The organism is Pararhizobium arenae (genome assembly GCF_001931685.1).
GTDB classification, from domain to species: domain Bacteria; phylum Pseudomonadota; class Alphaproteobacteria; order Rhizobiales; family Rhizobiaceae; genus Pararhizobium; species Pararhizobium arenae.
The window spans coordinates 1-21573 of the sequence record NZ_MOOY01000005.1; the positions used below are offsets into that span (position 1 = coordinate 1).

The 21573-nt window shown below is 61.1% G+C and carries 17 protein-coding genes; 11 read left to right on the forward strand and 6 right to left on the reverse strand.

What is annotated here, in order from left to right:
• Positions 1–396: 396 nt before the first annotated feature.
• Together BLX89_RS11810 and BLX89_RS11815 are read right to left on the reverse strand one after the other, a co-directional pair.
• On the reverse strand, positions 397–1410 hold the full coding sequence (locus BLX89_RS11810) for a substrate-binding domain-containing protein (RefSeq protein ID WP_075291123.1): 1014 nt from the start codon (positions 1408–1410) through the stop codon (positions 397–399).
• Positions 1411–1420: 10 nt separating this feature from the next.
• Positions 1421–2773: an ROK family protein gene (locus BLX89_RS11815; RefSeq protein WP_075291124.1), complete on the reverse strand. Its 1353-nt coding sequence runs from the start codon at positions 2771–2773 to the stop codon at positions 1421–1423.
• A gap of 186 nt (positions 2774–2959) precedes the next feature.
• On the opposite strand from BLX89_RS11815, the gene BLX89_RS11820 reads away from it, so the two are divergent.
• The 6 genes from BLX89_RS11820 (at position 2960) to BLX89_RS11845 (ending at position 9008) form a co-directional block, all read left to right on the forward strand.
• Positions 2960–3772, forward strand: coding sequence for a sugar phosphate isomerase/epimerase family protein (locus tag BLX89_RS11820; protein WP_075291125.1), 813 nt, complete (start codon positions 2960–2962; stop codon positions 3770–3772).
• Between the two features lie 45 nt (positions 3773–3817).
• On the forward strand, positions 3818–4939 hold the full coding sequence (locus BLX89_RS11825; RefSeq protein WP_083637453.1) for a substrate-binding domain-containing protein: 1122 nt from the start codon (positions 3818–3820) through the stop codon (positions 4937–4939).
• Positions 4940–5050: 111 nt separating this feature from the next.
• Positions 5051–6217, forward strand: coding sequence for a levoglucosan dehydrogenase (locus tag BLX89_RS11830; RefSeq protein WP_075291127.1), 1167 nt, complete (start codon positions 5051–5053; stop codon positions 6215–6217).
• Positions 6214–7788 (forward strand): sugar ABC transporter ATP-binding protein, encoded by a 1575-nt coding sequence (locus BLX89_RS11835; protein ID WP_075291128.1) that lies wholly within the window; start codon positions 6214–6216, stop codon positions 7786–7788. The genes BLX89_RS11830 and BLX89_RS11835 overlap by 4 nt, the downstream gene beginning before the upstream one ends.
• Positions 7781–8716, forward strand: coding sequence for an ABC transporter permease (locus BLX89_RS11840; protein ID WP_075291129.1), 936 nt, complete (start codon positions 7781–7783; stop codon positions 8714–8716). The genes BLX89_RS11835 and BLX89_RS11840 overlap by 8 nt, the downstream gene beginning before the upstream one ends.
• 4 nt (positions 8717–8720) lie before the next feature.
• Entirely contained in the window at positions 8721–9008 is a 288-nt protein-coding gene (locus BLX89_RS11845) for a putative quinol monooxygenase (RefSeq protein ID WP_075291130.1), read from the forward strand.
• Positions 9009–9155: 147 nt separating this feature from the next.
• Here BLX89_RS11845 and BLX89_RS11850 read toward each other — a convergent pair whose 3' ends face one another.
• The gene (locus BLX89_RS11850; protein ID WP_075291131.1) at positions 9156–11966 is read right to left on the reverse strand and encodes a hybrid sensor histidine kinase/response regulator; all 2811 of its coding nucleotides are present in this window, start codon (positions 11964–11966) and stop codon (positions 9156–9158) included.
• A 207-nt stretch (positions 11967–12173) separates the two neighbouring features.
• On the opposite strand from BLX89_RS11850, the gene BLX89_RS11855 reads away from it, so the two are divergent.
• Genes BLX89_RS11855 through BLX89_RS11865 form a run of 3 tightly spaced genes read left to right on the forward strand, consistent with a single transcriptional unit; the run spans position 12174 to position 14739 of the window.
• Positions 12174–12665, forward strand: a complete 492-nt coding sequence (locus tag BLX89_RS11855) for a hypothetical protein (protein ID WP_143523596.1) — start codon at positions 12174–12176, stop codon at positions 12663–12665.
• Positions 12666–12717: 52 nt separating this feature from the next.
• A complete protein-coding gene (locus BLX89_RS11860) occupies positions 12718–13362 on the forward strand; it encodes a response regulator transcription factor (RefSeq protein WP_075291133.1) in 645 nt (214 codons plus the stop codon).
• 15 nt (positions 13363–13377) lie between these two features.
• Complete coding sequence (locus BLX89_RS11865; protein ID WP_083637456.1) at positions 13378–14739, forward strand: sensor domain-containing phosphodiesterase; 1362 nt, start codon at positions 13378–13380, stop codon at positions 14737–14739.
• A gap of 163 nt (positions 14740–14902) precedes the next feature.
• Here BLX89_RS11865 and paoC read toward each other — a convergent pair whose 3' ends face one another.
• From paoC to paoA, 3 genes are read right to left on the reverse strand one after another with little or no spacing between them, the layout of a single operon-like run.
• The gene (gene paoC / locus BLX89_RS11870) at positions 14903–17101 is read right to left on the reverse strand and encodes an aldehyde oxidoreductase molybdenum-binding subunit PaoC (RefSeq protein ID WP_075291135.1); all 2199 of its coding nucleotides are present in this window, start codon (positions 17099–17101) and stop codon (positions 14903–14905) included.
• Positions 17102–17105: 4 nt separating this feature from the next.
• Entirely contained in the window at positions 17106–18056 is a 951-nt protein-coding gene (locus BLX89_RS11875; RefSeq protein ID WP_075291136.1) for an FAD binding domain-containing protein, read from the reverse strand.
• Positions 18053–18691 carry an aldehyde dehydrogenase iron-sulfur subunit PaoA gene (paoA, locus tag BLX89_RS11880; protein ID WP_075291137.1) on the reverse strand — a complete coding sequence of 213 codons (639 nt, stop codon included), beginning with the start codon at positions 18689–18691 and terminating at the stop codon, positions 18053–18055. The genes BLX89_RS11875 and paoA overlap by 4 nt, the downstream gene beginning before the upstream one ends.
• A 458-nt stretch (positions 18692–19149) precedes the next feature.
• On the opposite strand from paoA, the gene BLX89_RS11885 reads away from it, so the two are divergent.
• Together BLX89_RS11885 and BLX89_RS11890 are read left to right on the forward strand one after the other, a co-directional pair.
• Positions 19150–20316, forward strand: a complete 1167-nt coding sequence (locus BLX89_RS11885; protein WP_245292816.1) for an ROK family transcriptional regulator — start codon at positions 19150–19152, stop codon at positions 20314–20316.
• Positions 20313–21569, forward strand: coding sequence for a M20 family metallopeptidase (locus BLX89_RS11890; protein WP_075291139.1), 1257 nt, complete (start codon positions 20313–20315; stop codon positions 21567–21569). The genes BLX89_RS11885 and BLX89_RS11890 overlap by 4 nt, the downstream gene beginning before the upstream one ends.
• The last annotated feature ends 4 nt before the right edge of the window (positions 21570–21573 follow it).

Below are 21573 nucleotides of genomic sequence, written 5' to 3' on the forward strand. Positions count from 1 at the left end.
GCCGCAGGTTCAAATCCTGCCCCCGCAACCAACAAACACATCAAAAAGCCCGCAGCCAGAAATGGACGCGGGCTTTCGACGTGATAAAACATAGAAACAATGAGCTGAGCCCCGCTTTTCACCAGTTTTCGGGAGAGACTTGCATTTTCAGCTTGTGCTCATGCGGAGCATATTTACCCGGAAAAATCCCCGGATATGCACCGTCCGCCCTTTCTGGGAATGCTTTTGTGCATCCTTGCCATCAATTGTCATCGGTAGCTTTGTTTTCCAAATTCTCCAGCCCGTCGGCAGCATACAGCCTACGGAGGCCACGGCCATGGCCGCATAACTTAAACGAAATGGCTTTCGGCAAATACGATGCGGTTGTCAGATCGTTGGCTCCGTTCAAGAGCTTCTCTACTTTGCCGGACCGACGAGGCTGAGCTTTCGCAGCACTTCGCGCGGTGCGGGCATGCGCCAGACGGTCTGGAAACATTCGACCACATTGCGCGCCGTGACGGCCAGACCAGGCAGCGCGACCCAGGCGGGGGCCAGCCGGCCAAGCAGGGCGGTCACGACGATGGAGGCTGCGGTTTCGCCCTGGCGGAAGGGTTGCTGGGCGGCGATGGCAACCAGCGGTTCGCTGGCGGCAAGGCCGATGGCAGCCTCGTGGCCGAGATCCACTGTCGCCATGGAAATCCTGCGGCCCATCGTTTCGAGAACCTGGGCGGCGGTCATCGCCGGCGTGTCCCAGACGACAAAGAGGCCGGCAAGTCCGGGATGGGCTTCGGCGAGACTTCGCGTGGTTTTGGCGACGTCCGACAGGGCGGGGAACCGCCGCACACGCAGCGTCACGTCCGCACGGTTAATCTGCATCCATTTCACGAAGGCGATTTCGCGTTCGTTGGTTGCAAAGAAATCGGCGTCATAACCGAGGACGCCGACGTCAGCGCCTTCCGGCAGATACGGCGACAAACCTTCCGCTGCGATCTTGCCGAGCCCAAAGTTGTCCGCCGAAACGAGCGAGATATAGTCCTTGCCGGGAAGAAGGCCGGTCGGAACGTTGTCGAGCAGGACAAGATTTATGCCGGCCGCCGCCACCCGCGCATGCGCTGCCGCCACTTTGGAATTGGCGACGGGCAGCGATATGATGGCGTCCGGGGCCTCGCCGATCAGCCGATCCAGCGCCTTTATCTGAACCTCCGGCGTGAAAGCGCAATCGACCACGTCGATAACCGCCACCCCGCATTGGCCGAGCATGCCGACGATGCCGGAGAGCTGCTGCTTGGCCCAGTCGCTCTCAAGCGTGTGCAGCACGATCGCGACGCGGAAGCCGCTTGCCCGTGCGCGCGTCATGTCTTCCGGCAGAAGCAGCACACGTTCGGGCGCCGATGCCCGCTCACCGTGAGGGCCAAGACCAGCAATCGTCATTCCATCCTCCTCACACGTCCGGCGGTCGGACGATGTCTCCCCCACTGACCTTCCGCCGGGCAATCTCGTTTTTCATGTGCTGGAAAAGCGGATGCGCCTGCGGCTGTCCCGCCATGATCCACTCTCGCAGCATGGGTGCTGCAAACAACCCTTCCGTCGCGACGATTGCTGCGCCGACAAGTCCCGACGAACTGCCCATCTGGGAGCGGATGATCTGCAGATCGCGGCTGACGAGCGGATGACAGGCGCCGTAAATTGCCTCCCGCGCGGAGGCGAGAAGAATGTCGTTGGTTTGCGCGATCGAGCCGGACAACACGATCAGATCCGGGTTCAGCATGTTGGCGAGCGTCGCGACAACCTGGCCGATCAGCCGGCCGCTCTGGGACAAAATCTCGATTGCCGCCGTATCGCCCATCTGGGCGGCCTGGGCAACTTCCAGTGCGGTGATGTCGCCGCCGCGCCGCGCAAGCTCCGAGAGGACAGGGCTCGCCCCGCTTTCCGCGGCAAGCCTGCCATCCTGGGCGATATGATCTGCTCCTACCATGGCTTCGAGGGTACCGGTCCTGTCGCCCACCGTTACCGGTACGGAGCCTATAAGGCCGACTGTACCCTGGGCGCCGCGAAACAGCACACCGTCACTTGTAAGCCCAGCGCCGATGCGTTTACCGACCTTGACCAACAGCATCGTGCCTTTGTTTCGTCCGGCGCCGGCGTGGAGTTCGCCCATCGTCATCGTTTCGACGCTGGAGCGAAGCCAGACCGGAGCATCGAAGGCATCGACCAGCGTCTCGACCAGTGGGAAGCTCTCCCATCCGGGCAGCACACCCGGCGTGGCACGCTGGAAAAGCGCTTCGCCGCCATCTGACACCGCGCCGGGAACGGAAATGGAAATGCCATAGAGCTGCGGATGTGAATGCCGTTCGAGAATCCATCGAAAGAGCGTCACCAGACGTTCGGCGAGGGCCGAGACCGGCTGCGTAAGTTCAGTGGCTTCGTGATGTTCCATCAGCAGGGAACCGGCAAGATCGGCGATGCCGACGCCTATCGCCGTCTGGTCGAGGGTGGCGACGAGAATACGGCCCCGATCGGCCGAAAAGCGCACGAGACGCGGCGCGCGGCCGCCGGTGGCCGTGCCGAGCTCGCTTTCGTCGATGAGGCCGAGCTCGCCAAGCGTTCCGAGACGGTCGGCGACGATGGCGCGTCCAAGCTCGCTGTGCCGCTCGATCTCCTGTCGGGTGGTGGCTTGCTCGGTGCGCACGAGGTTGAGGATATCGACGAGGCTCGGGGCAGCGGTTTCGGACACACGCGGACGGCCTTTGCGGCGGGAAGGTCCATCAACGTCCTTGGTTGCCGTTATCGGCATGGTTCGTCCTTTCCAGCGACTTCGCCCTCTCTCCCTTGATAAAGCGGCCCGTTTCGACTGGCAACAACCAACTTTTGTATTAAATCAGCAAAAGTTTGCAGTGTTATGCATTTAAATAATTGACATACGCTTTTTGTGGACGTAAGACAACGGCCACATCATGACGGTCACTGGGAGGAGGCGCCGATGTCAGAGTTCAAGCTCGCTTATCATGCGAACTGCTGGGGCAATCTCGGCGGGGATGCCGCCGGCGTGACCTCGATCACCAATCTCGCTTATCGGACCTTCGGCGACATGCGCCGCGCCTTCGCCGATATCGCTGCAGCAGGCTACGAGGGTGTCGAACTCTTCGACGGCAACCTCCTCGATTTCAGCGCCGAGGAGATGCGTGCACTGCTCGCCGAAAACGGGCTCACCCTTGTTGCCACCTATGCCGGCGGCAACCTCATCTTCGACGACATTCTTCCAGAGGAGCTGGCCCGCATCGTCCGCGCGGCGGATCGCGCTGCGGAACTCGGCGCGCCGCATCTGGTCGTCGGTGGCGGCGCCAAGCGCTTCGACGGGATCCGCGAAGCCGACTATCATAAGCTAGCGGCGGCACTCGACCGGGTGAAGGAGATCGCCGAGGCACGCGGCCTTACCGCCCATTACCACCCGCATCTTTCGACGATCGTCGAAGGGCCGGCGGAAGTGCGCAAGATCTTCGCGCTCACCGGCATCGACTTCTGCCCGGATACCGCCCATCTCGCGGCGGCCGGCGGCGATCCCGCCGCACTCATTCGCGAGCATGCGGCGCGCATTTCCTACGTGCATCTCAAGGGCTTCCAGAAGGAGCCCTTTGCCTTCACGCCCATCGACCGTGGCGACATCCCGACGGACGGGATTATCACGGCTCTTCGGGAGACCGGCTTTGCCGGCTGGGTTTGTACGGAACTCGATTCATGGCCTGATCCGCTTGAGGGAGCGAAAGCGAGCATGGCCTATCTCAAATCGGCCTGACGGCCGCGACCGGGGCGGGAGCCCCACTTTCGGGAGGAGAAAGTGATGATAACGAGACGATTCCTGTTGGGCACAGCTGCTATGGTGGCGCTTGCTCTTTCATATGCTGCACCGGCCTCTGCCGATCCGGATACCGCGCTGGCGGAGCTTCAGAAGACAGTTCTCTCCAAAGGACCTTCAGGCGAATCCCCATCCCCGGCGTCGGACGTCAGCCTGACCGATGAGGAACTGGCCAAGATCAAGGCCATGAACGCGACGGCCGCCATTGTCATGCACTACGGCGGCAACGACTGGTCGCGCGCTCAGATCAACGGCCTGCAGACACAGTTCGCCGCCATGGGCATCAAGGTTCTCGCGGTGACCGACGCCGGCTTCAAGCCGGAGAAGCAGGTCTCCGACATCGAGACCATCATGGCGCAGAAGCCGAGCATCATCGTCTCGATCCCGACCGACCCGACGGCGACCGCCACGGCCTACAAGGCGGCTGCCGACGCAGGCACCAAGCTTGTTTTCATGGATAACGTTCCGGCCGGTTTCGTCGCGGGCAAGGACTACGTCTCCGTGGTGTCGGCCGACAACTACGGCAACGGCGTTGCCGCAGCTCATCTGATGGCAAAGGCGCTGAACGGCGAAGGCGATATCGGACTGGTCTTTCATGCCGCAGACTTCTTCGTCACCAAGCAGCGCTACGATGGCTTCAAGGCGACGATCGCGTCGGACTATCCGAACATCAAGATCGTGGCCGAGCAGGGTATCGGCGGCCCGGACTTCTCGGGTGACGCGGAGAAGGCAGCATCTGCCATCCTGACCTCGAACCCCAACGTCAAGGGTATCTGGGCGGTCTGGGACGTACCGGCCGAAGGTGTGATCTCGGCGGCGCGCGTTGCCGGCCGCGACGATCTCGTCATTACCACGATCGATCTCGGTGAAAACGTTGCGATCTCCATGGCCCAGGGCGGTTTCGTCAAGGGGCTCGGTGCCCAGCGGCCTTATGACGCCGGTGTGGTCGAAGCAAAGCTTGCGGGCTATGCGCTGCTTGGAAAGCAGGCGCCCGCCTTCGTGGCGCTGCCGGCCCTGCCGGTGACGCGCGAAACCCTGCTCGACGGCTGGAAGGCTGTTTATTCGTCCGAGGCCACCGACAACATCAAGTCAAGTCTCGGACAGTGAACGATAAGGCGCGGGGCAACCAGCGTGCCCCGCGCCTCATGACATGAGCCGGCTTTGGCCGGCAGATGGAACACGGCTCGCGACAGCCGACCCCTTTTCAGGAGAAAACCGATGACCAAAGTGATGAACGTCGCCATGATTGGCGGCGGCTTCATGGGCAAGGCGCATGCTATGGCCTACGCCTCCATGCCGATGTTCTTCTGGCCCGCACCGGCCATTCCCCACCGCAAGGTCGTCGTCGACGTGACCGACGGCATGGCGGAGGAGGCACGCCTGCGCTACGGCTTCGAAGAAGCGTCCTCGGACTGGCGCGCGGTCGTCAATCGGCCGGACATCGACGTGGTCGATATATGCACGCCGAACAACGTGCATGCCGAGATCGCTATTGAGGCCGCCAAAGCCGGCAAGCATATCATCTGCGAAAAGCCCTTGGCCCGCACCGTCGAGGAGGCGAGGGCGATGCATGATGCGGTGAAGGCTGCCGGCGTCATCCACATGGTCGCTTTCAATTATCGCCGGACCCCGGCCGTGGCGCTTGCGAAGAAATACATTGAGGAGGGCCGGATCGGCCGCATCCTCAATTTCCGCGGCACCTATCTGCAGGACTGGTCCGCAGACCCGGATTCGCCCCTTTCCTGGCGGTTCCAGAAGAAGATCGCCGGCTCCGGCACGGTCGGCGATATCGCCACCCATGTCGTCGATCTCGCTCATTATCTCGTCGGCCCGATCGCCGAGGTGAATGCCATCACCACCACCTACAACAAGACGCGGCCGCTGCAGCAGGGCGGCATCGACAAGCTCGGTGCGGCAGAGAAGGCCACGGATGCCGAACGTGGCGAGGTGGATGTCGACGACGAAGTCATCTCGATGCTGAGGTTCGAGGGCGGCGCCATCGGCAGTCTCGAAGCGACCCGCAACGCCTATGGCCGCAACAACTTCATCACGCTGGAAATACACGGCACCAAGGGCTCGATCCACTTCAACTACGAGCGACGCGACGAGCTTCAGGTGATGTTTGCCGACGACCCGGCGGATGCCCGCGGCTTCCGCACCGTCTATACCGGCCCGGCCCATCCCTATGGCAACGGCCTCTGGCCTATCCCCGGTCTTGGTATCGGCTATTCGGAAACAAAGATCGTCGAGTGCTATGATTTCTTCTCGGCCATCGCGAAGAACCGGCAGCCCAGCCCGAACTTCGAGGACGGTCTCAAGACGGAACTGGTCGCCGACGCCCTCATCCGGTCCGGCGAAACCGGTCTGTGGGAGAAGGTCGGATGAGTGCGAGCGCCGCTGCCGTCCGCATGACCGGCATATCCAAGACCTTTGGAGGGGTGCGTGCGCTGGACGACGTTTCCCTCGAGGTCCAGCCCGGCGAGGTGCACGCGCTGCTGGGCGGCAACGGCGCCGGCAAGTCAACGATCCTGAAAGTGCTGAACGGGGTGCATCGCCCCGACAACGGCGCCATCGAGGTCGGTGGCGTGCCTCTTACGACGCACACGCCGGAGGCGTCACGCGCCGCCGGCATCGCCATGAATTACCAGGAAATGAGCCTTGTTCCGACCCTAACGGTTGCCCAGAACATCTTCCTGACGCGCGAATACCGTGTCGGCACGGGGCTTATCGACGACCGGGAGGCCGAGCGGCGCGCGGCGGACCTTTTCGCGCTGCTTGATGTCTTCGTCGATCCGAAGGCGGTGGTCGGCGATCTCGGCGCCGGCCAGAAACAGTTGACGGAAATCGCCAAGGCAATCTCGCAGGATGCCAAGGTTCTGGTGCTGGACGAACCATCGACGGCGCTTGCCGTTTCCGATGTCGAGCGGCTCTTCGTCTTCCTGCGCAAGCTGAAGGCAAAGGGGGTGGCGATAATCTATGTCAGCCACCGCATGGACGAGATCGCCCGCATCGCCGACCGCGCAACGATCCTGCGCGACGGGCGCCACGTCATTACCGCGCCGCTCAGCGAATTGCCGATCGATACGATGATCGAGCATATCGTCGGTCGGCGCTCGAAGGGGCTGTCGGACGTCGAACGCGGCGCGGCCGTGCGGGGCGAAGTCCTGCTGGAACTGAAGAATGTCAGCGGCCGCCACAAGCCGGAAAACGTTTCCCTGAAACTGCATCGCGGCGAGGTGCTGGGGCTCGCCGGCCTTCTCGGTTCCGGCCGCTCGTCGCTGGCGCGGGTGATCGCCGGCATCGACCCGGTAACCAAGGGTGAAATCCGCATCAAGGACCGCGCTGTGGCCATCCGCAAGCCGGGCGATGCGATTGCTCAGGGTGTGGCGCTGGTGCCGGAAGCCCGGGCCACCCAGGGCATCATCCCCGCCCATTCGGTGGCCTCCAACATGATCCTCGCCGTCATCGACCGGCTTTCCGCAGGCGGCCTCGTCGATAACAAAGCGGCAAACGAGTTGACCGACGCGCAGATCGAACGCCTGCGGGTGAAGACGGCAAGCCGCGACCATGCGGTGTCGACGCTTTCGGGCGGCAACCAGCAGAAGGTGGTCATCGGCAAATGGCTCGCCACCAATCCCGACATCCTCATCCTCGACGAGCCGACCGCAGGCATCGATATCGGTTCGAAGTCCGAGATTATCCGTCTCGTCCGCGAACTCGCAGCTGCCGGCAAGGGCATCATCATGATCTCGTCGGAACTCTCCGAGCTATTGACCGCCTGCGACCGCATTCTCGTCATGTCCGAGGGGCGCGTGCACCAGGATCTTCCGCGCGAGGCGCTGGAAGATCCGTCCGTGCCCGCCGACGACCTCGCTCACCGTCTTCAGGCCGCCGAACAGCGGCTCCAGATCGAAATCCAGAAGGCTCTTGCGGTTCAGGAGATATCCCATGGCTAACGCCTTCTTCGCCAACTGGCGCCAGAACATCATCTATATCGGCTTCGTCGTCATTTTCATCGTCTTCGCGGTGACGCTGGCCGACAAGGGGTTCCTCAACCCCAACAACCTGCTCAACATCGTGCGGCAGACGGCAATGATTGCCGTCATGGCGATTGCCATGACCTTCGTGCTCTCGGCCGGCGAGATTGACCTTTCGGTCGGCGCGGTCGCGGGCCTTTCGACCGTCACCGTCGCGATGGCGATTGCCGCGGGCGGGCCGATCGTCGGTGTTGGCGCGGGTATTGCCACGGGACTTGCGGTCGGCATGTTCAACGGCTGGCTCACCACGCGCATTGGCATTCCGTCATTCCTCACCACGCTCGCCATGATGGGTATCGCCAAGGGGGTCGCCATGTGGATATCGGGGACCGCCGCCGTGCCGATCCTGTCGCCGGGTTATTCCTGGCTCTTCGGTGGCGGCAATCTCGGTCCGGTGCCGGTGCTGCTGCTCTGGATGGCGGTTCTCGGTGGCATCGGCCATATCGTGCTGCGCCGTTCGAGTTTTGGCCGGCGGGTTCTGGCCACCGGCGGCGGCGAAACGGCGGCGCGCTATTCCGGCATCGACACGAAGGCCATCAAGTTCAAGGTGCTGGTGCTCTCCTCGCTCGCAGCAGCGCTTGCCGGAATGCTCTATGCGGGCCGCCTGCAATCCGGCCGCTTCCAACTGGGCGAGGGCGACGAACTCTCGGTCATCGCGGCGGCAGTGCTCGGCGGCACGAGCCTGTTCGGCGGCAAGGGAACCGTCATTGGGACCATCGTCGGCGCGCTGATGATCGGCCTCATCAACAACGGGCTTATCCTGATGGGTCTCGAATTCAGCCAGCAGCTGATCGCCCGTGGCGGCATCATCATTCTCGCCGTCGCGCTCAGCCAGAAGCGGAGCTGATGCGATGATCGTTTCGCTCATCGTAACGCTGACAGCCCGACCGGAAACGCGGGAAGAGCTTTTCCGCCTTCTCGTCGATCAAGTTGGACCGACCAGGGCCGAACACGGCTGCATAGACTACAACCTTCATATCGATGCGGCCGATCCCTGCGTCTTCGTGTTCTACGAGAACTGGAAGACGCAGGCGGATCTGGACGCGCACATGGATATGAACCATCTCAAGCCGCTGCTAAGCCAGATCGACCGCCTGCTCGCCAAACCGATCGACATATGGCGGCTGTTGCCGGCATAACCCACGGGGACCGGGCGGTCGCACCGCGACTGACCAAAGCGACGAAGCTGCTGATGATGCGTGCGGAACTGAGCGCCTCCACTTCTGGCTCTGCTGCGCGTGTCCGCCTCGATCGTCACCTTCCGGCTTTCAGAAAAGGGGCGCTCATCACTTGTCCTGCGAAGCGTCGATGGCCTCCCGCAACGCTTCGGAAAGCTGCCGTCGCGTGTAAGGCTTTGCAAGCGGCCGGAATCGCGACGTGGCACCGATACGTTCGATATCCGCGTAACCCGATGCCAGAACGACCGGGAGGCTGGGATACAGTGTCGCGATCTCGGCCGCCATGGCGTGGCCATCAAGCGGTCCCGGCATGACTACATCCGAGAAAACCAGATCGAACGGACTATCCGTTTCCAGTATCCGCAATGCTTCCGTTGCATCGGCCGCGCTTGTCACGAAATAACCAAGGGACATAAGCGTCGCGGCGGCAAATTCACGCACCATAGGATCGTCTTCGACGACGAGAATGCGCTCACTGCCGCCGTGCAACAGCCCGTTTTGTATAGCCTCGACAGCCGTCTCGGTGGACGTCAGCCGCGGAAAGTAGAGGGAGACGGTTGTTCCCTTGCCCGGCTCCGAGGCAATTTCGATCCGCCCGCCCGATTGCCGCATGAAACCGTACACCGTGCTCAGGCCCAGGCCGCTTCCCTTGCCGAACGGTTTCGTCGTGAAGAAAGGTTCGAAAGCCTTTGCGCGCGTCTCCGGGTCCATCCCGAAGCCTGTGTCTGATACCCGTATCACGATGTCGACGCCGTTTTGCGCCGTCGATATCGTGACTTTGCCGCCATTGGGCATCGCATCGCGGGCGTTGATGCAGAGGTTCATGAGCGATGCTTCCAGCTGCGCCGCATCCGCTCTCAATTGGCCTGCTGCCGGATCGAGCTCAAGATTGAGGACGATCGTTTCGCCAAGTGCCGTCGAGAGCAGGCCCTCCATTGCCCGAATGGAACTGTTGATGTGCAAGGCCGCCGGTTCGAGGGGTTGCCGGCCCGCGAAGGTGAGAAGCTGGCGCGTGAGGGCGGCGCCTTGCTGGGAGGCTTTGTGGTTGAGCCGCGCTATCGCTGAAAGTCTCGGATCGGCGATTTCGTCGGCCAGTGTCTCCGCCGTCCCGATAATGACGGTCAAAAGGTTGTTGAAATCATGGGCGACGCCGCCCGTCAGCTGGCCTATGGCTTCGAGCCGCTGCGCCTGCAGCCGTTTTGCCTCGTTCAGTCGCGTCTCGGTAACGTCGCGGACGCCGCCTACCATCCGGGTGGCCTTGCCTGCGGCATTGCGGATGATGTGGCCCTGGTCGAGGACCTCGGCATATGTGCCCGTCCCACGTCGGAAGCGGTATTCCTCCAGCCAGGTGACGGCCTTTCCCTCGATCGCTGCAAGTACACTCGATACGACCCGGGTGCGATCATCGGAATGGATTTTGGCTTCCCACTCCCGAAATCCATCCTCGACCGGCACATCCTCATGCCCGAAGACGGATGCGATATTGCTGTTCCATTCCACCCGGCCGGTTGCAATGTCCCAGTCCCAGATCGCATCCGTCGTCATCATGGCGACGATCGCGAACCGTTCCTCACTTTCGGCCAGGCGTTCCTCCGCACGTCTTTTTTCGGTGATGTCACGCCCGGTCGCGACGAAATGGGTCGCGCGTCCATCGGAACCAACGATGGGTGCGATGCTCATGTCTATCCAGTGTTCGCGGTCGTCTTTTGTGTAATTGAGAATTTCGGCGCGGATCGCTTTTGACCGCGCAATCGCTTTGTCGATCCTTTGGATGCTCGCTGCGTCGGTTTGCGGACCCTGGAGGAAGCCGGGAGAACGGTGAAGCGCATCGTCCGGCGAATAACCGGTGATCCTGACGAAGGCGTCGTTGACGTAGACGATCGCTTGCCTGCCTGCCGGCTGAGATTCGCCTTTCGTGATGATCACGAAGTCATCGATTCTCGAGATCGCCAGTTCGAGAAGGCGCAGATGTTCATCGGCCTTATGCCGCTCCGTTACATCCCGGAAATAGACGGTCAGGCCCGCCGGTCCAGGGTAGGCGGTGACGGAGAACCATGCGTCAAGGGACTGGTAAAACACTTCGAAATCGGCCGTCCTGTTCTCGCGGACCGCACGCTCGTAGTGCTGCCGGATGGTTCCAGAGGATGCCTCCGGAAACTCCTCCCAGATCAGCTGGCCGAGAAGCGCCGAACGTGGGCGCTCAAGCAGACGCTCGGCCTGGCGGTTGAGGTAGGTGAAGCGCCACTCGGTATCGAGCTGGAAAAACGCATCGCTGATGTTTTCCATCGACTCGGCGAAACGCTGCTCGAGATCCCTGGCCGTTTTTTCCAGCCGCTTGCGTTCGTCGATGTCCTGGAGGGCACCCTGAACCCGGCAGATCCGGCCCATGTCATCGCGGATCGCCACGCCGATCGCGCGAACCCATTTGCGCCGTCCGGTTGCATCGATGATCTCGACCTCGATATCGTAGGGCAGGCCGGTCGCGACGCAGGATTCGAAATGTCGCGTGATCGTGTCTCGCCATTCCGGAGCGAAATAGCCGATCCCTTCATCAATGGTGACGGTCCTGCCCTTTAGTATCTGGTGGATCGCCCAGGTTTCATCCGACCATTCTATTTGCCTGTCCGGCAGGTGCACCACCCATCCGCCGAGTTTTGCGACCTTGCCGGCAATCTCCAGAAGTGCCTTATTTTCATGGAGATCGGGCCTCTCCCATGCCCCATCTCGACGAAGTCGCCAGGCAATGAAGAGAGCGGCGCCGACGAGCCAGAGCCAGGCCGGCACTGGCGACCATGCGAGAACGAGAGCCGAGACGCCTCCTGCAAGCAGTCCGGTGGAAAACCGGTCCGCTCTCCACTGCCTGACACTGGTCACAAAAGAGCGAAAGACATTGCCGGCGATTGCGTACCCCCTCTGCATGGTCTGTGTTTCCCCCAATCGTCATGAAATTCACACACTCGATAATATCCCAAGGCGCTGTAATCCATGGGAAACTGAGGCCCTTTAACCTTTTTTAAATTTGGCGCGACTGTCGCTTAAGGGCGGATCTGTCTAATCGATGCATTCAACTGCCTCGGTCCTGCCTCCCGACATTGGAGGTGTCTAGGCAAGCATTGAGGTCAAGCTGTGAAGTCCAACAAAAGAAAGACCTATCTCAGTCGCGTCCAATCCGATTACTTCACCCGCAAATGGTATCGCCGAAGCGTCACGCTCTTCTGCACTCTGCTGTACGCGGGAAAATGGATGCGGAAGGCGCAGACCATTCGTTGCCTCGTTCTCGAAATCAGCGAGGGCGGCGCGACCGTGCGCATCGGAAAATCGGAGATTCCGGACTTCGTCTACCTTGTTTTCGGCAGATTTGACATCGTGGTTGGCAGCGTCGTTGTTCAGCGCGATCCCGGCCATCTGCATCTTTGCTTCATCAAGCAATTGAGACCCGACTTCGTCAATCGGTTGTCACGCATCAGCTCCCCGTTCGCGACCTTGGAAAGCCTTAGCCCGATCACCATCTCAGGGAGCGAGAACGTGCAGCCAAAGCTGCCTCCAAGGCCTCCTCCATCCTATGGCGACGGGAACGGAGGCTTGGCCCAACCCGCCAGGCATTCGAAAAGACCATGAATATTATGATCATCGAAGATCAACGCGATGTCGTTGAAATGTTGCGGCTGAATTGGTCGGATTCGCGGGATCGGCTCGACTCCCTTGCGACCGCGAGGCAGGCCGCTTTATTCATTCCAATGAACTCGCTGCCTATGACTGCATGCTCATCGATATCAACCTGACCGACGGGTGCGGATTGGAACTGCTTCGCGATGCGCGCACTCGCTCCGACATTCCCATTGTCATGATCTCGGGCGCCGGCGATGCCGACAGCCGGGCCGACGCCATCAGTGTCGGCGCAGACGACTATGTGATGAAACCCTTCAGCGTGAAGGAACTGCGCGCCCGCGTTCATCGGCTTCACGAGGCGCGTGTTGGGCGCAGCGCTCCACGGCAAAGCCCCTCCTTCAGGATCGGCAATATCGATTGCGACATCGGTCGCCTGTCCATGGATTTCGAGGGCGCCAGTCAGGCGCTGACGGCCCTCGAAGGACGTATACTCCAGGTTCTGCACGCCAGTATCGGCGAGGATTGCCCGAAGTCGTGCATCGCACGCCAAGCCCTCTTTCGCGAATACGACCCCCGCGACAAGACCATCGACGTCTACATCAACCGACTGCGCGGCAAGCTCGCGGAACTCGATGCAGCGAGCGGCGAAGCCATCAAGACAATCCGCGGCGTGGGATATCGCCTGAGCGATCTCCAACAACACTGAGAGTAGAAGCGCGATATGCATGAGTTAGTTGAGCGTTACTTGCATTCCGCCCAGGCTGCCGAAGCCCAAAGTTTTTCACCGGAGGAAAAAGTTCGCCTGAAGCGGCTGAAAGAGTTGTCCATCGTCTCGACCGGCCCGGACCCGGTGCTCGACGCTCTCGTCGATGCCGCCTGCCTTGCGGCCGGCACGCCTATCGGGCTCATCACGTTGCTGGACGGTGAGCGTCAATGGTTCAAGTCGAAGCGCGGGATCGACGGGGAAGGTTCCCGCCGGGCGGACGCCTTCTGCGACTATACAATCCGGTCGTCGACGCCGTTTGTCGTGCCGGACGCCGTTCGCGATGTCCGCTTTGCCGATAACCCCTTCGTAACGGGAAGGGACAAGATTCGCTTTTATGCCGGTGTGCCGCTGGAGGTCGAGCCGGGGTTACGGCTTGGCTCTCTCTGCGTCCTCGACCGTATGCCGAGGCGGCTGGGAGCGGATGTGCGGGGCCTGTTGGCTGGGCTGGCACGTTGCGCGGTGGAACGTATCCTGCAGTCCGAAGACCGATATCTCTTGTCCCGGATCGACTCCGGCCGGCTCGATCGTGCGAAAGCGGACAAGGCTGAGCTGGTGCTGGCGCAGGAGGCGCTCAGCCAAGGTCTTTTCCTGCTTCATTATCAGCCGAAGATTGCACTCGATACAGGTCGTCGTATAGGCTTCGAAGCCCTCCTGCGGCTCAAGAAGCCAGATGGCACGATACTCGGTCCCGCAGCATTTGCAGCGGCTCTTGTTGAGCCCGCACTTTCCAAGCGCATTGGCAGTCATGTCCTGAAGAGCGCCGTCGCGCAGGCCAAGGCATGGAAGGACGCCGGCTTCGACGATTTCGGGCACATCGCCATTAACGTCTCGTCGTCCCAATTTATCACATTTCCGGACGGTCTGTCGCTTGTCGATGAAATCCAGGAGGCGACGCGGTCGGCGGGACTTTCGCCAAAGCATATTCAGATCGAGGTTACGGAGGGGGTCATGCTGTCGGAGCAGGGCGGCGATATCGGCGCGCAACTTGAGGCGCTTCGCGCTGCGGGCATCATCGTTGCGTTTGACGATTTTGGCACCGGCTTTGCGTCCCTCGTGCACCTGAAGGGGCTTGCCTATGACCAGATCAAGATCGACGGCTCCTTCGTGCGGGCGATGACAGGCTCGCGTGCCGATCATGCCATCGTAAAAGCCATCATCGATATGGCAAGGGCGATGGGAAAACACGTCGTCGCCGAAGGTGTGGAAACCACGGAGGAACGCCATGCATTGCAAACGTTAGGCTGCCATTATGCCCAAGGGTTCCTCTTCGGCCGACCCGCCGGTGCATCCGATATAGCTTTCTCTCCCGGTTGCTGAAAGCAACACGGATGCCCCGCCACGAATTTCAGGCGGGCGGGTTTTCCATCTTGTGGAGGTGCGGACTACCTACAGTGCTTGATAGTGCGAGGTCACTCGCAGTTGTAACCACTTGCTTCAAATCCGCCCGGCGTCTACATCGCGCGCACGCCAACCCAGCCCATCACGCGACATCCGGCAGCTTTTCCAGGAGTTTGTCGAGCGTGATCGGATAATCTCGTACGCGCACGCCGGTCGCATTGTAGATGGCGTTCGCAATGGCTGCCGATACGCCGCACAGGCCAAGCTCGCCAACACCCTTCGCCTTCATCGGCGACGAGTATGGGTCTGTCTCATCCAGGAAAATCACCTCCTGATGCGGAATATCAGCATGCACCGGGACCTCGTAGCCGGCCAGATCGTGGTTGACGAAGAAGCCATGGCGCGTGTCAACCGAGAGTTCCTCCATTAGAGCCCCGCCGGCACCCATTGTCATAGCGCCAATGACTTGACTGCGGGCGGTGATCGGATTGAGGATTCGGCCTGCCGCACAGACTGCCAACATCCGGCGAATACGGGTCTCGCCAGTTGCGACATCCACGCCGACTTCGACAAAATGCCCGCCGAAGGTCGATTGTTGATGCGTCTTGGTCAGGTCACCCCATTCCATCGTGTCTTCACCGACAAGACCATCCGGCCCTGCCGCTTCAGCCAGCGAGACGACCCGGCTCCCAGATTTTACCTGACCGTCTTCGAAGACGACGTCTGTCGAGTTGATGCCGAGCTTCGCGGTTATCGCTTCGCGGAGTTTGACGCAGGCGGCATAGACGCCTGACGTGGCGGAGTTTGCGCCGAACTGCCCGCCGGAGCCAGCCGATACGGGAAAGCGGGAATCGCCAAGCTGAACAGCGACCTTGTCGACCGTCACGCCCATCATTTCAGCGGCCGTCTGCGCGATAATCGTATAACTGCCCGTACCGATGTCCGTCATATCGGTTTCCACGGTCACAGTGCCTTCTGCGTCAAGCTTGACCCGTGCGCCCGATGGCATGACCAGGTTGTTGCGGAAAGCCGCAGCGACGCCCATGCCGACCATCCAGTTGCCCTCACGCTTCGTGCCGGTCCGGGGCCGCTTGTCCCAGCCGAATTTCTGCGCACCGAGCTTCAGGCACCCGACCAGATCGCGATAGGAAAACGGGCGTTCCGGATTTTCCGGATCGACCTGCGTATCGTTCAGAATACGAAACTCGATCGGATCCATTCCGAGTTTTTCCGCCATTTCGTCCATGGCAATTTCGAGAGCCATCAGCCCGGGCGCCTCGCCGGGCGCGCGCATGGCATTACCTTCCGGAAGATCGAGCGTTGCGAGCTTCATTGCTGTTATCCGGTTTTCACCCGCATAGAGCAGGCGGGTTTGCATGACGGCCGGTTCCGGCCCGCCTCCCGGCAAATCTCCCGACCAGCTCTCATGAGCGATAGCCGTGATCTTGCCGCTACGCTCGGCACCAATGCGGATGCGCTGTATCGTTGCCGGGCGGTGCGTCGTATTGTTGGGTATCATCGGCCGGGGGAGCGCGACCTTGACCGGGCGCCCGATCTTTTTTGCAGCCAAGGCTGCAAGGACTGCATCTGCCCGCAGGAAGAGCTTGCCCCCAAAGCCACCACCGATGAACGGCGACATCAGATGGACTTTCTCCTTCTCGATGCCCAGCGTTGTCGCGAGATCGGTGCGCCACCAGTCGATCATCTGGCTCGATGTCCACAGGGTGATTTCGTCGCCGTTCCATGCGGCAATCGACGCATGCGGCTCCATCATCGCGTGGGACTGGTCGGGTGTCGTGTATTCCGCATCAAGCGTGATGGGAGCGGCAGAAAAGGCAGCTTGAAAGTCGCCGGCCGCGCTTTCCGGTTCCGTCGAAGGTTCGGGTGTCTTCGCGCTGGTCTTCTCAGCCTTTAAGTCGAACCGCCCCTTTTCGGCTGCATAGTCGATCCTGATCAATGCTGCTGCTGCTCGTGCCTGTTCGAAGGTTTCAGCGATCACGACCGCCACGGCCTGATGGTAATGCTGGACTTCGCTACCGCCGAACAGTTTTGCAGTGTTGTATTTGCCTTTTTCAAGATCACCCACGTCGAGCGTTGTAACGACGCCGAGAACGCCCGGTGCCTTGCGAACCGCGGCGCTGTCAATCGAGAGCACCCGTCCCTTGGCGATGGAGGAGCCGACCGGATACCCGTAGGCATAGGCAACTTTCGGGTCGTGCCATTCATACGCATAGATGGCCCGACCGGTGGTTTTGGATTCTCCATCGATACGGTGAACCGGCTTGCCGACGACTTTGAGCTGATCGATCGGATTGGTCGTTGCTGGTTTGTCGAACTCCACGGTTCTATCCTCTCGCCTCTGCCAGAACTGCGCCGAGCGTGCGCTCGACGAGATCGACTTTGAATCTGTTGTGCTCTGTCGGACGGGCATCCGCCAGCAGGATCGCCGATGCGGTTCTTGCACCCTTCGGCAGTTCGGATTCCGCGGCCTCAATACGCCAGGGTTTGGGAGCGATGCCACCGATGGCGATGCTGCCGGTACCGTCCGGATGCACCACCGCCCCGACCGATACCAGCGCGAAAGCATAGGATGCGCGGTCGCGAACCTTCCGGTAGATGTGCTTTCCTCCGGCGGGCTTTGGCAGCACGACGCCGGTGATGAGTTCTCCCCGCTCCAGCACGGTCTCGATGTGCGGTGTATCGCCTGGAAGGCGATGGAGATCGGCAATGGGTATCGCCCGTTTTTCGCCCGTGGCGCCGGTCGTTTCGACGACCGCGTCCAAAGCACGCATCGCGACGGCCATGTCACTGGGATGCGTGGCTATGCATGCATCGCTGACCCCCACGACACCGAGCTGGCGGGTAAAGCCGCCGATTGCCGAACAGCCGCTTCCCGGCTGTCGCTTGTTGCACGGCTGGTTGGGATCGTAGAAATAGGGACAGCGTGTCCGTTGAAGAAGATTGCCGGCCGTCGTCGCCTTGTTGCGCAACTGCCCGGACGCCCCGGCAACGAGCGCGCGGGACAGAAGCGCGTAATCGCGTCGAACAGTTTCATTGGCAGCAAGGTCGGTGTTTCGAACAAATGCGCCGATCCGAAGACCGCCGTCTGACGTCTTCTCGATCGTATCCAGGCCAAGTCCATTGACGTCAATCAAATGCGACGGCTGCTCGATCTCCAGCTTCATGAGGTCGAGGATATTGGTGCCGCCCGCAATGAATTTTGCTTCAGGATTTCGGGCAGCTGCCTTTGCCGCGGCCTCGACGGAGGTGGCCCGCTCGTAAGAAAACGCTCTCATGCCGGAACTCCCGCAACCTCGGTTATGGCATCAAGAATGTTTGAGTAAGCGCCGCACCGACAGATGTTGCCGCTCATACGTTCACGGATTTCGGCCGAGGTGATGGCGGCGGGTGTGTTGAGGTCTTGGGTAACGTGGCTCGGGATGTCTGCCCGTATCTCTTCAAGAACGGCCACCGACGAGCATATCTGCCCGGGGGTACAGTAACCGCACTGGAAGCCATCGTATTTCACGAAGGCTGCCTGCATCGGGTGGAGGCTGCCCGGCTGTCCAAGGCCCTCGATTGTCGTGATCTTGTCACCTTCATGCATCACCGCCAAGGTCAGGCAGGAGTTGATGCGCCGCCCGTCGACCAGAACCGTGCAGGCGCCACACTGGCCATGATCACATCCCTTCTTCGTTCCCGTCAGATGCAGATGCTCGCGCAGGGCATCGAGCAATGTGGTGCGGTTATCCAAATCGAGACGTTTCGCTTCACCATTGACCTCAAAAGAGACTTCCGTAGACCTATTCAAGCTTTCTTCCCCTCTGTCTGCCGCGCGCGCTCCGCCGGCGGCCCCTGCAAGCGCAACAGTTGCCGCCGACGACACAAGCAATTCGCGTCGGGAAAGTTCCAAATTGAATGGTGTCGGCATCACGACCTCCGGAATAAAGGCTTTTCCACGAGGAGCCGCGATAAGCCGATTTGGCCCTTCAAGCTTGGGCAGGGACTGGGATCGAGTGCGCCGGAAAACCCGTACGGTTATAGACTGAGTTCATGAATACCGGTGGCGTTCGTACCCAGCTTCTTAAAAGCGGGAGGTGGCAAGCTTGTTCCAAAGAAGCTTGCAGTCTTCTGCGAAACCTTCCAGTCCGATCCTCGGTCACGGTGGCAGTTAGAAGTGTCTCCTCGATAAAACTCTGAAAATAAACGAATATTGGAGTATGGAAATCGCTTGATTGAAAGGTGCCCTCTGAAAATGGCCAGAAGTTCCCGCATTTCCGACTTGACGATGCCCGCGATCTGTTATTTAGTTCGGTAACAGAACGAATTAAAGAGGCGGATGTGAGCGAGACACTGCGGATATCCCGGAAGTTTTCCCAAAGAGCGGTTATGGAAGCCATTGTGCAGGGCGGGCCGGTCTCGCGTGCGTCCATTTCCAAGCAGACCGGGCTTTCCAAGCAGACGATTTCGGAAATCGTTCGCCAGCTTGAGATCGATGGCTGGGTTCGCGAAACGGGACGGACAAGCGGCCATATCGGCCGCACTGCCGTGACCTACGAGCTTGTGCCCGATGCGGCTTATATTGCGGCGGTCGATCTCGGGGGCACCAAGGTTCGTGTCGCGATCGTCGATCTGACCTGCCAGGTGTTTGCCGAAGATGTCGCGCCGACCGATCCGCGCGGCGGGCCGGCTGTGGTCGATCAGATCGTTTCCATGTGTTTTGCGGCCGCCAAGACGCAGAATATTGCGCGAGACCGCATCCGGCTTGCCGTTATCGGCGCGCCGGGGGCCCCTGACGACCGGACAGGTCGTATTCTGCTTGCCCCGAACATCGCCGGTCTCGACACGATGAATGTTGCGGCCGCCCTTGAGAAAGGCTTCGGTTTCGACGTCATGCTTGAGAACGACGTCAATCTCGCCGTTCTGGGGGAGAACTGGCTGGGGCAGGGGCAGGGCATCGATAATCTTGCCTATATTGCGCTCGGTACGGGTATCGGCGGCGGGCTGATGGTTGGTGGAAATCTCGTGCGCGGCGCAAGCCATGCGGCGGGCGAGCTTGGATTTCTGCCCTTCGGGTCCGATCCGTTCGAGCCTGAATCGTTGCGGTCGGGCGCGTTCGAGCGGGCCGTCGCCTCGGGCGGCATCATCGAGCGTTTCCGCGCTGCAACCGGCAAGACGCTGGGTGTACCGGCGATCTTCGATCTCGCATCGGAAGGTGACGCTTCTGCCCTCACCGTGCTTGACGATACTGCCCGTCTTCTTGCCCGCGGCATCGGCGCGATCGCCGTAGTCGCCAATCCGCAAAAAGTCATCCTCGGCGGCTCCATCGGCCTGCGCCCGGAGATTCTCGAGCGGGTAAAGACTTTCCTGCCTCAATGTTTCCCGTATGCGATCGATGTGGAAGCGAGCCAGCTTGGCGCGCGCGCGGCGATCATCGGAGCGGCCGCGATTGGTCTCGGCCATCTGCACAACACACTCTTCGGGGCCGACACGCCTGACAGCCGCATCTCGCTGCCGCCGGCAAACACGGTCACCTTGCGGGAGGTTGCGCGATGACCACGGACGCCCTGATCGACCGTCTTCGAAGCCATCTTGACCGGGAGGATGCGATCGCGCTTCTGCGCGGCGCCATCGGGCACAACAGCGTGACGGGAAACGAGGCCAATATCGCGGTTTATCTCGAGCGGGAGATGCAGACCCGTGGCATTGAAGCGGTCTCGGTTGCCGATTTTCTTCCGGGCAGGCCCAATGTCTGGGGTGAGCGCAAGGGGACGACGAGCGATCGTCGACTGCTCTTCATCGGCCATACCGATACCGTGCATGTGGAGGGATGGCGCGAGCACTGGGCGGGCACCGAGCGCGAAGATCCGTTTGCCGCCCCTATGATCGATGGCGCGATCTGGGGGCGTGGCGCAGGCGACCTCAAGGCGGGTATCTGTACATCGCTTGCCGCCCTTTCGCTGCTCGATAGAGCCGGCATCCGACTTGGCGGCGATCTCGCCTTCGCCTTCGTCGGCGACGAGGAGAGCGGGGAGCCGGGCACGGGCGTCTCCGCCGGCGTCAAGGATTACGTCTCCCGCATCGAAAGCGGGGACATCGCCCGGCCGGATTTCGCGGTTTATGTCGAGCCGACCCGGCTCTCGGTCTATCCCGCGCAGATCGGCTTTTTCATCGCCGATATCACCATCACCGGCCGGTCCGCCTATTTCGGCGTGCCGGAGCTTGGCAAGGACGCACTGAAGGCAAGCCATGCCGTGATGTCCGCCCTTTGGCGACATTCGGAAGAGATTTCCGCCCGGGCCGAGCATCCACTGATCGGCCGTTCGTTTCTGCTGATTACCGGCCTGACGGGCGGCGGCTTCATCGCCGTGCCGGAAACCTGCAAGCTGTCGCTGATCCGCAAGCTCCTGCCGGGGGAGGCCCTCGATACGGCGGCGGCTGAAATGGAGGCGGTGATCCGTGGCGCGATCGACGATCCCGAGATCCTTGTCGATATATCCTATCCGGCCGGACGTGATCATGCGCTGGGCGGAACGGCTGCGGAAATCGCCAGCGACCTTCCTGAGGTGACCCTTCTCTCCCACGCCGTCCGCGAGGCAATGACGGGGCGAGGCGCCATCGAGGGTGCGCCGTTCTGGTCGGAATCGCCGTTTTTCGTCAACCGGCTGGGCATTCCCGCCGTCTATTGCGCGCCGGGCGACATCCGCAACTGCCACACATTCGAGGAGCATGTCGATGTCGAGGAGTATCTCGCCGGCATCGTCGCTTTTGCAAGCTTCATGGCCCGCTACTGCGGCGTGATCGACTGAGTGA